The 13,352-nt window shown below is 64.8% G+C and carries 10 protein-coding genes; 4 read left to right on the top strand and 6 right to left on the bottom strand.

Annotated elements, in window-relative coordinates; genetic code table 11:
• Positions 1-325 precede the first annotated feature (325 nt).
• The 3 genes from JNB89_RS20275 (at position 326) to JNB89_RS20265 (ending at position 5,456) form a co-directional block, all read left to right on the top strand.
• Complete coding sequence (locus JNB89_RS20275; RefSeq protein WP_220363394.1) at positions 326-1,147, top strand: alpha/beta fold hydrolase; 822 nt, start codon at positions 326-328, stop codon at positions 1,145-1,147.
• 239 nt (positions 1,148-1,386) lie between these two features.
• Complete coding sequence (locus JNB89_RS20270; RefSeq protein ID WP_013339366.1) at positions 1,387-2,319, top strand: helix-turn-helix transcriptional regulator; 933 nt, start codon at positions 1,387-1,389, stop codon at positions 2,317-2,319.
• A 197-nt stretch (positions 2,320-2,516) separates the two neighbouring features.
• Positions 2,517-5,456 carry an ATP-binding protein gene (locus JNB89_RS20265; RefSeq protein ID WP_220363393.1) on the top strand — a complete coding sequence of 980 codons (2,940 nt, stop codon included), beginning with the start codon at positions 2,517-2,519 and terminating at the stop codon, positions 5,454-5,456.
• Positions 5,457-5,506: 50 nt separating this feature from the next.
• Here the strand turns inward: JNB89_RS20265 and JNB89_RS20260 are convergent, their stop codons facing one another.
• The 4 genes from JNB89_RS20260 to JNB89_RS20245 form a co-directional block, all read right to left on the bottom strand.
• A complete protein-coding gene (locus JNB89_RS20260; RefSeq protein ID WP_220363392.1) occupies positions 5,507-7,399 on the bottom strand; it encodes an HAD hydrolase family protein in 1,893 nt (630 codons plus the stop codon).
• A 70-nt stretch (positions 7,400-7,469) separates the two neighbouring features.
• Entirely contained in the window at positions 7,470-8,516 is a 1,047-nt protein-coding gene (locus JNB89_RS20255) for a glycosyltransferase family 4 protein (RefSeq protein ID WP_135895542.1), read from the bottom strand.
• Positions 8,517-8,688: 172 nt separating this feature from the next.
• The gene (locus JNB89_RS20250) at positions 8,689-8,964 is read right to left on the bottom strand and encodes a hypothetical protein (protein WP_013339370.1); all 276 of its coding nucleotides are present in this window, start codon (positions 8,962-8,964) and stop codon (positions 8,689-8,691) included.
• Positions 8,965-9,040: 76 nt separating this feature from the next.
• Entirely contained in the window at positions 9,041-9,301 is a 261-nt protein-coding gene (locus JNB89_RS20245) for a DUF2934 domain-containing protein (RefSeq protein ID WP_013339371.1), read from the bottom strand.
• A gap of 375 nt (positions 9,302-9,676) precedes the next feature.
• Here JNB89_RS20245 and JNB89_RS20240 point away from each other — a divergent pair, with 375 nt between their 5' ends.
• The gene (locus JNB89_RS20240) at positions 9,677-10,402 is read left to right on the top strand and encodes a DeoR/GlpR family DNA-binding transcription regulator (RefSeq protein ID WP_220363391.1); all 726 of its coding nucleotides are present in this window, start codon (positions 9,677-9,679) and stop codon (positions 10,400-10,402) included.
• 231 nt (positions 10,403-10,633) lie between these two features.
• Here the strand turns inward: JNB89_RS20240 and JNB89_RS20235 are convergent, their stop codons facing one another.
• Both JNB89_RS20235 and JNB89_RS20230 read right to left on the bottom strand, forming a co-directional pair.
• Complete coding sequence (locus tag JNB89_RS20235) at positions 10,634-11,740, bottom strand: ABC transporter permease (RefSeq protein ID WP_135895540.1); 1,107 nt, start codon at positions 11,738-11,740, stop codon at positions 10,634-10,636.
• A 15-nt stretch (positions 11,741-11,755) separates the two neighbouring features.
• Positions 11,756-13,327 carry a sugar ABC transporter ATP-binding protein gene (locus JNB89_RS20230; protein ID WP_218741787.1) on the bottom strand — a complete coding sequence of 524 codons (1,572 nt, stop codon included), beginning with the start codon at positions 13,325-13,327 and terminating at the stop codon, positions 11,756-11,758.
• Between the last annotated feature and the right edge of the window lie 25 nt (positions 13,328-13,352).

Raw genomic sequence — 13,352 nt, 5'->3', positions numbered from 1 at the left:
CGCATTAACAACAATTAAGCAATCTGAAGTACGGCGAATATTCGCGTCCATAGGATCTGCAATCCTGCGATGCCGCATCACGTCCGCATCGCGCCTCACGCATCGCGCATGAGCGGTGCACACCATCACGTTACAGGTACGGAGAAAAGATTTGGCTAACCCATCCGCAGTTCCATCGGCCAATCGCCGCCACTTGCTTGCAGCCGGCGCAAGCGCGGCAGTGGCCGCGTTCGCCGCGCCCGGCGTCGCGATGGCCGCGGCATCGACCGGCGCCAGCAGCCCTGCGGGCAACTCACCTCACTCGAAGCACGGAGAGCGACACACCATGAACACGGTCACCACGAAAGACGGCACGCGCATTTTCTTCAAGGACTGGGGCACCGGCAAGCCGGTCGTCTTCTCGCACGGCTGGCCGCTCGACGCGGACGCCTGGGACGCACAGATGCTGTTCCTCGTGCAGAAGGGTTATCGCGTGATCGCGCATGACCGCCGCGGCCACGGCCGCTCGGACCAGCCGTCGCACGGCAACGACATGGACACCTACGCAGACGACCTCGCGGCCGTGATGGACGCGCTGGATCTGAAGGAAGCGACTCTCGTCGGCCACTCCACGGGCGGCGGCGAAGTCGCTCACTATATTGGCCGCCACGGCGGTTCGCGCGTCGCGAAGGCCGTGCTGATCGGCGCAGTGCCGCCCATCATGCTGAAGACCGAAGCGCATCCGAACGGCCTGCCGATGTCCGTGTTCGACGGCATTCGCGCGAGCGTCGCGGCCAACCGCTCGCAGTTCTACAAGGATCTGGCGGTGCCCTTCTACGGCTTTAACCGGCCCAACGCCAAAGTCTCGCAAGGCGCGATCGACGAGTTCTGGCGCGAAGGCATGCTCGGCTCGATCAAGGGCCAGTATGAATGCGTCAAGCAGTTCTCCGAGGTGGACTACACGCCCGATCTGAAGAAGATGGACATGCCCACGCTGATCCTGCACGGCGACGACGACCAGATCGTACCGATCGACGCGTCGGCCCGCCTGTCGGCGAAGATCCTCAAGAACGCGACGCTGAAGGTGTATGCCGGCGCACCGCACGGCATGTGCACCACGCACGCCGACAAGGTCAACGCCGACCTGCTGGAATTCCTGCAGAGCTAAGACTGCATGGCCCGCGCGCCGAAGCTTCGGGCGCGGGCCTCGCACACGAGCGGCTCGTGGCGGGGCGCCCACCGGCCGCCCTGGGCACCATTCGCAAGCCACGCGCAACGGCGCAGGCGGCGTAGACACATTTCCCAATTGCCGGCTAACCGGCATAATGACGATTCACTTACATTTAATTATGTCCGAGTAAATTAGCGGCATGCAGTCGGGGGCTGCGACGAACCGAGGTGACGACCATGTTGAACCCAAGCCTTGCATCCGCCGCTTCATGCGCTTCTTTGGAGCCGGCCGCGCGTCGCAAGGACTCGCTTGGCTGTCTGTCGAGTCAGTTGCAGCACGATGTCGAGCTCGATACCGGCGAATTCAGGTTCTATCGCAAATGCACACGCGGCAGCGAGACGAACCCGGTTGCGCTCGACGGCTGCGACCGCGGCTTTCTGATCGGCGTATCGCTTGGTACGGCACACCGCCGGCGCATCTACTCGCAACATCGCTGGACTACGCACGAGTTCGAACGCGACTCGGTGTACGTCCGCAATTTCGCCGACGACTATCGCGCCGAGCTGCTCGGCGGCTTCGACTTCGTGCTGATCGAACTGTCGCGCGCGTTCGTCAGCGACACCTGCCATGAGCGCGGCGGCAGCGGCCTCGCGCGTATTGCCACGGTAGCCGGCAGCAAGGACCCGGTGCTCGGTCATCTCGCCCAGGTGCTCGCGCTCACGCTGCAAGCCCAACACAAGGCCAGCCCGCTTTTCGTCGAACAGCTGGGCGTGACGATCGGCACGCATCTGCTCGATCGTTACGGCGAGCCCGCGCGTGGTTCGGATCGGGTGAGCCGGCGTCTGTCCGCATGGCAGGAAGCGCGCGCCAAGGACATGCTGCTTGCGAGAGCGCAAGGCAATGTGTCCATTGAAGAAATCGCCGCCGCATGCAACCTCTCGCGCAGCTACTTCATTCGCGCGTTTCGCGAGACCACGCATCGCACGCCGCATCAATGGCTGCTCGAGCGGCGCGTCGAAGAAGCGCGCGAACTCCTGAGGCGCTCGGACCGCTCGCTGTCCGACATCGCCATTGCTTGCGGCTTCTCGGATCAGAGCCACTTCACGCGGACCTTTTCGCAACTGGTCGGCACGCCGCCTGGGCATTGGCGCCGGCAGGCCGGGCGTTAAGCGCGGCTATAGCCGCTGCCGCCGACATGCGCCGTGCCACAGACAGCGCGACGCATTACCAGTCTTCTTCCTCGTTACACTTTCCAACAAAGATCGCACTAACCGACAAGACAAGGCGGCCCCGCATCCGGTAATTTCTGCCATGCCGCTTGCACGTTTTTCCTTTAAAGCCCGTTGTCCCGGAAATTGAAAACGACATGATTGAACTAGGCCGCTTTCAAATCGATCTGGAACTGCGCACCTTATGGCGCGACGGTGAACGTGTGCCGCTCGGCTCGCGCGCGTTCGAAATTCTTGCGCTCGTCGCGAAGGCCGAAGGCCGCCTCGTCACCAAAGACGAGTTGATGGATGCGGTTTGGCCCGACACCATCGTCGAGGAAAACAATATCCAGGTTCATCTGTCCGCGTTGCGCAAGATTCTCGGCGCGGACCGCGATCTGATCTTGACCGTGCCCGGCCGCGGCTATCGGCTCGTGCCCCGGCAACGGACCACGGCCAACGCGGCGGCCGGGCACCCGCTTCCGCCGCAGCGCATGCAACTGGTCGGGCGCGATGCGGCGGTCGCTCAGATCCGCTCGATGCTGGCTGACGTGCCGGTGCTGACGCTGGTCGGCGCGGGCGGCATCGGCAAGACGAGTCTCGCCGTCGAAGCGGCGCGGCAAGCCGCGACGGATTTCGCGCAGCCGGTGTGGCTCGTCGAACTCGCAACGCTCGGCACGCGCGAAGACGTGCTCGCGGCCATCGCACATGGCTGCGGGCTGCCGGTCGAACACAGCACGCCGAGCCTTGTGCAGATCGCGGCGGCGCTCGCCGGGCGCCGCCTGCTGGTGCTCGACAATGCCGAGCATGTAATCGCGCATGTCGCGGAAGTGGTCGAAACACTGGCCGCGGTCAACGCGGACTTGCGCGTGCTCGTGACGAGCCGCGAACCTCTGCGGATCATGGCCGAAGCCGTATTTCGCGTCGAGCCGCTCGACGTGCCGCAGCCAGGCAGCGCGGATGCTGAGATCCTGCAGCAGTCCGCCGTGAATCTCTTTCTGCAGCGCGCCAACTCAATGCAGCGCGAAATCGGCACCAACGGTACGGAGCTGCGGCTCGTCGGCGAAATATGCCGGCGGCTCGACGGCATTCCGCTCGCGCTCGAACTGGCAGCCGCGCGCGTCGCGACGCTCGGCGTGGTCGGCGTGCATCAGCGGCTCGACGATCGCCTCGCGATACTCGCGGGCGGCTACCGCACCGCGTTGCCGCGCCATCAAACCTTGCGCGCGACCTTCGACTGGAGCTTCGCGCTGCTCGACGCAAAGTCGCAGGCACTGTTTCGCAGAAGCGCAGTGTTCGGCGGCGTGTTCAGCTTTGAAGCGATGTGCGCGGTGGCCTGCGACGCGTCGCTGACCGTGGCCGATGCAATCAGCGCTGTCAGCGAGTTGCTCGCCAAGTCTCTCGTGAACGTGGAGTTCGACGGCCCGGTGGCGCGTTACCGGCTCTCGGAATCCACCCGCGCGTACGCGCTCGAAAAACTGCAGGCCGAAGGCGAGCGTCAGGAACTCGCCGTGCGCCACGCGCGCTATCTGTCCGAGTGCTTCACCACCCACACCGCGCAAACCGTGCGGGGCAACGCGCACAGCGCTGCCGCGCTCAAGCACGCCCTGGACGACGCGCGCCATGCGTACGACTGGGCCTTTTCCGCGGACGGCGATGTGCAACTGGGCATCGAGCTCGCCTCGAATCTCACGGCTGCATTGCTGGACGGCGGCATGATCGCGGAGTGCTGCGAACGCGCGGAGCGCGCCGTGGAGGCCCTGGACGCGCTGCCCGCGGCAAGCGTGGATGCGCGCGACGAAATGCGCGTGCGCACGGCGCTCGCCTCGGCGCTGCCGAACGTGCGCGGCTCGGTGCCGAAGTCCGAGCAATTGTGGCGCAAGGTCTACGCGCTCGCCACACAGCATAACGACAACGAATACGAGGCGCGCGCGCTGTGGGGCTTATGGACCACGATGATTTCGAGCGGCAGCATTCATGCATCCGCGCAATTCGCGGCGCGCTTGCAACAGCTCGCGCAGCAAAACGACAACCCCTGGCAGCAAACGTTGGCCGACCAGATTGCCGCCATCTCGCAGCACTGCCTCGGCGATCATGCGCTCGCACGGACAGAACTGCTGCGCACGAGAAACCGTTTCGCCGAACTCGAATACAGCGGACTGCGCGACAATACCATTCCCGTCGACCCGCTCGTCTACTGCAACGGCACGCTCGCGCGCATTGCCTGGCTGGAGGGAAACTGCGGGGAGGCGATGCGGCTCGTCGACACGCTCGTGGGTCTGGTGCGCCCCGACATCATGGAGCCTTCGCTCACGCACACGCTCGGGGCTTCGGCGGCGCCCCTCTCGCTGATGTGCGGGGACCTGGACCGCGCGGCGGTGTATCTCGACATCATGCGCTCGCAGGTGGCGCTGCACGGTCTTGACGTGTGGCGCGACTACTGCAACTGTCTGTCCGCGTACCACGATATTCTCAGCGGCGAAACGCAACGCGGCATTGCGCTGCTCGAAAGTTCGCTCGACGCGCTGATCGCACGCGGCTTCCGGCGGCTGATCACACACTTCATCGCCGCCTATGCCGAGGCGCTGGTGAAAGCCGGACGGCTCGACGAAGCGGCGCACCGGCTCAACGAAGCCTTGCAGTTCTGCGAGAGCAACGGCGAGATGATGTTCGTGCCCGAACTGTGGCGCGTGCTCGGCATCGCGGCGCGCGCACAACAGCAGTTCGCCGACGCCGAAGCGTGTTTGAGCAAAGCGCTCGCGATCGCTCGCCGGCAAGGCGCGAAGATGTGGGAGTTGCGTGCGTGTCTCGCGCTGGCGGCCTTGTGGCGTGAAGAGGCCGGCGACGGTGCGCGCGATGCAAAAGCCCTCGAGATGCTCGAGCAGATTGCGCCTTGTTTCGATGCGTCTTCCAACGCGACGGACGTGCGCATGCTATTCGACACGCTTGCGATTTTGCGCGACGCGCAGCCCACGAGCGGCGCACCGTCGCGGCCCGTGAACGGCACTAACGGGCTGGATGCGGCGAATGCGGCAGGTCCGGACACACGTCGACGCGCTGCGCGCAAAGCGAACCGCAGTCTTGCGCGGGTCGAATAGTCAGCAAGCGCGCGATTCCGGATTAGTACGGTGTCCGGATTGATTATTCGCTACCCCGCGTTTTCCCCTTTAGAGCGGCTCTGGCCGCCGCCGTCGGTCGCCTGCTCCGCCGCGGCATCCACGTTCTTCGCCGTCAGCACCGCGGGCATCGACGGATTTTCCGGCTGTGTGTAGCGCTCCTGCACGGCCGCCTTGATCCGCGCGAGGCTTTCCGCTGCATCGAGCGAAGCGTCCTGCTCGATTTGCCGTGCCTGCGCCGCGAGGTCCGGGTCGCCGATCTCCTTGTCGAACCAGCGCGAATAGTCACCCCGCTCGCGGTGGTACTGCCACGTGCGCGCGTCGACACCCTCGGCAATCTCGACAAACAGCACGAGATTGTGAGCGCGTAGGTTCAAAGCCTGCTCAGGCCCGCGGAAGTAGAAACTGCGCTCGGGAATCAGCAGCCCTTCGGCGTATTTGCGCCGGTGCCTGAGCCGGTGCTTGCTGCCTGGCTCGAGGCGGATCACGCCTTCAGGCGCGGGCGAGTCGAGGCGCCATAACAGCGCCTGCCCCGTTTCGAGTTCGGTTTCATCGAGTTGCGGCACTGCCCTGTCCGTGGCTTTCGCGAGTTCCTGCACCGCCTTGCCGGCGCTCGGGCCCATCGCGAGCAGCAGGTTCACCTGGCGCAGGAAGGCGCCGTCCAGTTGCTGCGGAGACACCGTAATCGCGAGTGCGGTCTCCAGCGTCTGCGGGATGGTCTGGCTTGCGCCGGCCCAGCCGGCCGGAAACAGATGATGCGCCTCGTCGAACACGAGCCAATGCGGCCGCCCGGTTCGCATCCGTAACTGCTGCACCTCGAGCAGCAGCGACGCGCAGAATGCCGGCCGCTCGGCCAACGGCACGCGTAGCAGATTGACGGCTACTGCCGGGCGCGGAGGACGCAGCAGCAGTTGCACGATTTCTTCGATCAGCGGCGCGGTGTGAGCGTCGCCAACCACGATCGTCTCATCGTCATTCTGATAGTCGCCCTCGGGGTCGATGATGCACAGGAGCTGGTGCATGCCCGCAAGGCGTTCGAGCAGACCCGCACACGCGGTCGACTTGCCGCAGCCCGATTCGCCCGCGAGCAGCACGACGGAACCATGCGCGGCGCAGTAGATGTCCGGGGCTTGGGTGGCTCCGGTTGGTCCCGTTGCTCGGGCAGCCTTGGTGTTTTCGGTGGCCCGGGTAGCTTCAACAGCCTCGCGGGCATGGCCGATCAGCACGCGGCTGCGCTGCGCGGTCCTCGCGCGCTCGTGCAGATCGTCTTTCACCAGTGCGTCGACCAGTTCGGCGACACCCGCGCCCGCTGCCTTGCTCGTGACCATATCGGCGTGCTCCTTGAGCGCCGGCAGCGCATTGGCGACCGCGACCGAAAAGCCGCAGGCGTCGAGCAGCGCGTGGTCGTTTTCCGCGTCGCCGACGCCCACCACATTGAACGGCGACAGCGTCAGTTCGTCGAGCGCCTCGCGCAGGCCGCTTGCTTTCGATATGCCCGGCGACACGATCATCACCGCCTCGCCGTTGAAGATGATCTGCAGGCCGAGGCCCAGATCGCGAATCACCGCGAGCGCGATCTGCTCGGCAGGCTTCATCGTCGCGACCAGCGTCTCGCTCACGCTGAAGTGCGCGAGGCCCCGTCTGCGCAATTCGTCGACGAACGCGGGCGGCGGCGGCGGCGCCAGCAGGCGCCGCATGCCCGTGGAAGGCGTGTACAGCACGCCGCCGTTTTCCGCGACGACGCGCGAAAACAGATCCAGGCGCGGACAGATCTCGAGCAGATCGTCCATCTCGCGGCCGCTCACGAGGATCGCCTGGCGGCCCGAGGCGCGCAGGCGCTCGAGTGCGTCCCACGTCGCGTCGGCGACGCGTCCGTCGGACGCCAGGGTGTTGTCATAGTCGGTCGCAAGGGCAAAAAATCGCATGGAAAGCGCTCCGTGATCCCCGTTCGTTTCTGTGAGTGAGCCTTTGTTTAAGCCGTGTTCAAGCCGTGTTTCAGCCGGCTTGCAGCGGTTGCGCGGCGCGCACCATCGCCTCGTAAATGTCCAGGTACTGATCGACCATGCGCTCCACCGTGAAGCGGCGCTCGAAGGCCGCGCGGCACGCGGCGCGGCTGATGCTGTCGATCTTCGTGAGCGCGGCCACGGCTTCGTCGACGGAATCGACCAGAAAGCCTGTCACGCCATGCTCGACGATTTCACGCGCCGCGCCGTGATCGAACGCGATCACCGGCGTGCCGCAGGCGAGCGCCTCGATCATCACGAGGCCGAACGGTTCGGGCCAGTCGATCGGAAACAGCAATGCGCGTGCTTGTCCGAGCAGATCGTTCTTGCCGGCGTCATCCACTTCGCCGCAATACTCGACATGCGGCATTTGCAACAGCCCGGCAATCTCTTCGTCGAAATACGCGCGGTCGCCATTGTCGATTTTCGCTGCGATGCGAATTGGCAAACCCGCACGTCTTGCAATGTCGATCGCGCGGTCGGGCCGTTTGGCAGGCGCGATGCGGCCGAGAAACGCCACGTAAGCGTCGGGCCGGTCATGAAAGCGCAGCAGATCCGCGGGCAGACCGTGATGCACCGTGGCGCGCCAGTCCAGCCACGGCAGCGGCGCGCGCTGCGCGTTCGAGATCGACACCAGCGGCATGTCGGCGAACTGCCGGTAAAGCGTGCTGAGGCCCGGCACATCGAGCCGCCAGTGCAAGGTGGTCAGCGACGCGCAGCCGAGCCGCCGCGCGAACGGAAAGCTCGCGTAGTCGGTATGAAAATGCACAATGTCGAATTCGTCCGCGCGCTGCACCACTTCCTCGAGCATCGCGAAGTGGAACGCCTGCGGGTCGGCGGTATCTTCGATCAGGCGAATCGCGCAGTCGCTACCGGACACGAGCCGCGCTCGCGTGCACGAGTCGCCGCTCGCAAAGAGCGTCACGTCGTGGCCTCGCGCAACGAGACCGTCCACGAGCCACGCCACCACTCTTTCCACGCCGCCATACGCGACGGGCGGCACTCTTTCATACAGCGGCGAAACCTGCGCGATACGCATGCCCTGCTCCGTTCGACTAACCGATGGGAGACGCGCCGCATGGTGCATGCCCGCCAATATCGCGCGTGAGCCGCCGCAGTTCTCGCGGATGGAAAAATGTACAGGCCCGCAATGAAATTAAGCGTAGCGCTCACCGCGTGGCGAGCGCCTGTCACCGCGTTGCGCGAATTCGCTAGGCAATCGGGCCGCTGTAGCCGTCGGCAGGCGCCGCCGGCTCGGCGCCCTCTGCACGCTCGACGTGCTCGTCGATCCACGCCGTCGCACGCTCGCGCGCGAATTCGAGCGCCTCGTGTTCGTCGACGAAATCGCGGTGAAACTCCATGTCGTGCGTGTCGTCCCCCGAACTCACGCTGCCTGGCGTGACCTCGATCCTCGCATGCGCGACGATCGTGCCGGCGTCGACGCCCGCCGTCAGATGGACGATGCACCCTCCGTATTCGAAATCCATGATGCTCCTCCCGCGTGTCGTGGTTATGGGTTGCGTTGCCTTGCGTTGTGTTGCGCTAACTTGCGTTGCGCCGCGGCTAGCGGCTGCCGGAGGTGTTGTCAGGCACCTCTGCGCCTTCATCGCCGATCGCTTCGGCCGCACGCCGCCCTTTGCCCGATTGATCGGCGGCGGCCGCGGGCTCGGCGTCGCCCGCTTCGCCTTCAGCCTGGATCTGCGCCTCGGCGCGTGCCCAGTAATCGTCGGCTCGGCCTTCCGGCGAGCCGTCGCTTTCCCACAATTCGTAAGCGCGTTTGCGGATGCGGTCCTCTACGGTGGGTTCGCCTGGCAGGCCGTCCATGGCAATCTCCAAACGTGGTTGTCAGTCGAAAGGCGCGGACCCATGCAGAGCCGCGTGGTGAAGCGAGCAAAGCGCGTTCCTATGTGCGGTGCGGACAGCGGGTGGCGTGTTCGCGTGCGGTCGCTGGCGTGTTCTCGCGCGCTTCGGGCCGCGTACGTCTCGGTTCTCGTGTCCCTGTTTCCGTCTCTCTCTGTTCGTATGTCTCTATTCGCGCGTCTCTACTCCTGCATGCACCGCGAGCAGCGGAGCCGTCACAAAACTCGCGCCTTGCTTAGCCTCTGCGCTCGCCGCGCCTGTCAGCTGTCGTTATAATCGTTTCAACACGGCTGAACAAAATCTAACGTCGTTCACACACTCCCACGCGCCAGGAATTCCATGCTCAAACCCGATCGCCTTCGCGCGCTGGCCGACGCGCTGACCCGGCAAAACGTGATGCGCCTGCGCGATGCCGCGGCCCTGCTCGGCGTCTCCGAGATGACGGTGCGCCGCGACATCGCGGCCAGTTCGGACCGCTTCACCTATCTGGGCGGCTACATCGTCAGCGCGACCGACGTGCCGAACAACGCGGGCTATTCGCTGGAGCAGGAGAAGGATCACTTCGCACAGGCCAAGGCCGAAGCATCGTCCATTGCCGCGGGACTGATCGGCAACAACGAAACGCTTTTCATCGATTGCGGAACGACCCTCGTCGCGCTCGCGCGCCTGATTCCGCCCGGGTGCAACGTCACCGTGGTGTGCTATTCGCTGAACGTCGCGGAGGCGTTGCGGCGCAAGCCGAACGTGCGGATGATTCTGCTCGGCGGCGTCTATGTGCCTTCGTCGGATTCGTTTGCGGGCGAAGAAAGCCTGGAGATGCTGCGCCGCATGGGCATCAACAAGGCGTTTATCTCGGCAGGCGGCGTGGATACCGCGCGCGGCGTGACCTGCTGGAACTTCCATGAGGTCGCGGTGAAGCAGGCCGCGATGGCGAGCGCCGTCGAACGGCATCTGGTGGTGGATAAAAGCAAGTTCGGCGTGGTGAAGGCGGTGCGCTTCTCGCAGATCGAAGACTTCGACTCGATCATTACCGAAGAGGGCCAGCAGGCGCGCAGGCGTCAGTAGCACGGGCGGGCCGTGCGAGGTGTTCGTCGCAGGCGCTCTTCGTTTCGCGCTGTGTTGCGGCGCAAAGCGGCTGGACCGCTGAACTGCAATGCTGCTAAACCGCGAAGCTGCTAAACCGCTGAACCGCGAAGCCTCTGAACAGCTAAACCTCAGAGCCTCTGAACCGTCTGCCTCCGTGCTGGCGCTGCCAGTTATCGCGCAAAGCCGCCAAACGGCGACTAACCATCCCTCTCAGCGCTTGCGCTGCAATGCGAACAGCGTGCCGGCCAGCAGAATGAACGCGCCGATAATCACCTTCTGCCATGTGCTCGGCACCCCGACGAGAATCAGCACGCTCTTGATCAGCGTGACCAGCACCACGCCGAGCAACGTCCCCGCCACGGTCCCCGTGCCGCCCGTAATGCGTGCGCCGCCCAGAATCACGGCGGCAATCACGTCGAGCTCCGAGCCGACCAGGTCGAACGGATTCGCAAGGCGGTTGTTCGACACATGCAGAATGCCGGCGATGCCGGCCAGCATGCCCGTATAGCCGAACACGAACAGATGGATGGCGCGCAGGTTGTAGCCGAGCCGCTCCGCAATGGCGAGCGAGCCGCCCATTGCATAGACGCCGCGGCCCATCATCGTACGGTTGAGCAGCCACCATGTGACGAGCGCGGCGGCCACGAGCGCCAGCACCGAGGCCGGCAGCACCGCGCGCAGGCCGTCAGCGGTGTGATAGAAAAAGAGCGGAATGCGGCCGAAGTGATCCATGCTGTGCGGAATGTTCATGAAGAACGTCGTGCCGATGAAGGTCAGCAGCAAGCCGCGGTACAGGTACTGCGTGCCGATCGTGACGATTAGCGAAGGCGCTTTGAGCCGGTGCACGAGCAGCCCGTTGACTACACCGAGCAGTACACCGCCCAGCGCTCCGGTGACGAGTATCAGCGCGAACGGCGCATCCGGCCACCAGGCGAACACGGCCTTGGTGATGCCGTACATCGTCAACGCGGCTATCGCGGTAAACGACACGTCGATGCCGCCCGACGCCAGCACGACGAGCGTGCCGAGCGCGAACAGCGACATGGTGGTCGCAGAATGCAGCAGATCGAACAGCGTCGCGAACTGGAAGAAGCGCGGGTTGATCGCGCCGACAATCAGACACGTCACCACGATGAGCGCGACGGTGAACCATTCGGGGTTGCGCGCGAGCCGCATGCGCAAGCCTTGCGGTTCGACGCTCGGCGCGACTTCGACGACATTCGGAGTGGTCATGGTCTGCCTGCTTGACGAATCGTTGGACGCATCGTTGGACGAGTCGATGGACGTATTCATGCGCGGCTGGATGCGCGAGTTCATGGCGGTTGACGTCCTTTATGCCGCTTCGGAAAGCAGCGCGTGATACAGATCGGCCTCGCCCAACTGGTCGGCGCGATATTCGGCGGCCACGCGTCCCTTTTTCATCATCAGGATGCGGTCGCAGTTCTGTAGAAGCTCGGGCAGGTCGTCGCTGATCAGAATGATGCCTATGCCGCGTTGCGAGAGCCGCTGCATGATCCGGTAGATGATGTCCTTCGAGCCCACGTCCACGCCTACTGTCGGTCCGTGCAGGATCAGCACGCGCGGGTCGATGGCGAGCCAGCGGCCGATCAGCACGCGCTGCTGGTTGCCGCCGGAGAGCGATTGCACGGGCTTGTCGACGCCGGGCGTCGCGATCTGCAAATCCTTCACGGTCTGCTCGGCAAGCGCCTGAGCACGCACGCGGTCTATCTGACCGAAGCGGTCGAGCAGGCTCGAGATCATGGCGGTAATCACGTTGTCGCGAATCGGCTTGTCGAGAAAAAGCCCTTCGTTCAGGCGGTCTTCAGGCACATAGCCGATACGGTGGCGTTTCGCATCCGAAGGCGTGCGCAGCGCAATCGGCCTGCCGTCGAGCAGCACCTCGCCCGCTTGTGCGGGCGCCACGCCCGCCAGTGCGCGCGCGAGCTCGTTGCGGCCCGAGTCGAGCAGCCCCGTCACGCCGAGAATTTCGCCGCCGTGCAGTTTGAAGCTGACGTCGCTGAACTGGCCAGCGTGCGTGAAGCCGCGCACGTCGAGCACGACGTCCTGTGCGTGCGCGCTTTCGCGATACCGCTCGTTCGACAGATGCCGGCCTGTCATCAACTCGCTGATCTGCGCTTTGGTGAATTGCGCGATCGGTCCCTGCGCCATTTTCTGTCCGTCGCGCAGCACGATTACTTCGCCGCCTATCGCGTAGCACTCGTCGAGCTTGTGGCTCACGAAGAGCACCGTCACGCCCTGCGCACGAAGATTTGCGAGCACCGCGATCAGATTGTCGACTTCCTTTTGCGTGAGCGACGTGGTGGGTTCGTCCATGATCACGAACTTCGCCTCGCTTGCAATCGCGCGCGCGATCGCAACGAGCTGCCGCGTGGCAAGCGGCAATTGCTCGATGAGCGTCGCCTGGAACTCCGCATTGCCCGGCAGCCCGACCGCTTCGAGCGCGCGCGCGGCGGTGGCGGCCAGCACGCGGCGATCGAAGGTACGCGCGAGCCGCCCTTCGTGAGTGGCCAGTTCCGCGGTGAGCGCGACGTTCTCCGCCACGCTCATGTTCGGCAGCAACGACAGATCCTGATACACGGTTTCGATGCCGGCGGCGAGCGCCTCGAGCGCCGAGAGCCGCGCGTGCGCAACGCCTTCGATCACGAGTTGCCCTTCGTCCGGCGGTTGAGCGCCGGAAATGATCTTGATCAGCGTGCTCTTGCCGCAGCCGTTCTCGCCGAGCAGGTGATAGATCTGCCCGCGCTCGAATGCAAGGCTCACGCCGCGCAACGCATGCACGCCGGTAAAGCGCTTATGCACGCCTACCACTTGCAAAAACGGTTGAGCGCAGTGAGCGGGCACGGGTTGCGCGGACGGCCTGGAAGCCTGGTCTTCTTGATTCATCATGATCGGTCGCAATGCCGGGGCG

It is taken from the genome of Paraburkholderia phenoliruptrix (genome assembly GCF_019511605.1).
Lineage (GTDB): Bacteria > Pseudomonadota > Gammaproteobacteria > Burkholderiales > Burkholderiaceae > Paraburkholderia > Paraburkholderia phenoliruptrix_A.
Note: the sequence above shows the minus strand (reverse complement) of the source record. Positions and strands in the feature narration are given on the sequence as shown.

Bases quoted from the DNA above. Each gene is read 5' to 3' on its own strand.
- JNB89_RS20275 (WP_220363394.1), top strand. From the start codon at position 326: ATGAACACGGTCACCACGAAAGACGGCACGCGCATTTTCTTCAAGGAC.
- JNB89_RS20270 (WP_013339366.1), top strand. From the start codon at position 1,387: ATGTTGAACCCAAGCCTTGCATCCGCCGCTTCATGCGCTTCTTTGGAG.
- JNB89_RS20265 (WP_220363393.1), top strand. From the start codon at position 2,517: ATGATTGAACTAGGCCGCTTTCAAATCGATCTGGAACTGCGCACCTTA.
- JNB89_RS20260 (WP_220363392.1), bottom strand. From the start codon at position 7,399: ATGCGATTTTTTGCCCTTGCGACCGACTATGACAACACCCTGGCGTCC.
- JNB89_RS20255 (WP_135895542.1), bottom strand. From the start codon at position 8,516: ATGCGTATCGCGCAGGTTTCGCCGCTGTATGAAAGAGTGCCGCCCGTC.
- JNB89_RS20250 (WP_013339370.1), bottom strand. From the start codon at position 8,964: ATGGATTTCGAATACGGAGGGTGCATCGTCCATCTGACGGCGGGCGTC.
- JNB89_RS20245 (WP_013339371.1), bottom strand. From the start codon at position 9,301: ATGGACGGCCTGCCAGGCGAACCCACCGTAGAGGACCGCATCCGCAAA.
- JNB89_RS20240 (WP_220363391.1), top strand. From the start codon at position 9,677: ATGCTCAAACCCGATCGCCTTCGCGCGCTGGCCGACGCGCTGACCCGG.
- JNB89_RS20235 (WP_135895540.1), bottom strand. From the start codon at position 11,740: ATGAACTCGCGCATCCAGCCGCGCATGAATACGTCCATCGACTCGTCC.
- JNB89_RS20230 (WP_218741787.1), bottom strand. From the start codon at position 13,327: ATGAATCAAGAAGACCAGGCTTCCAGGCCGTCCGCGCAACCCGTGCCC.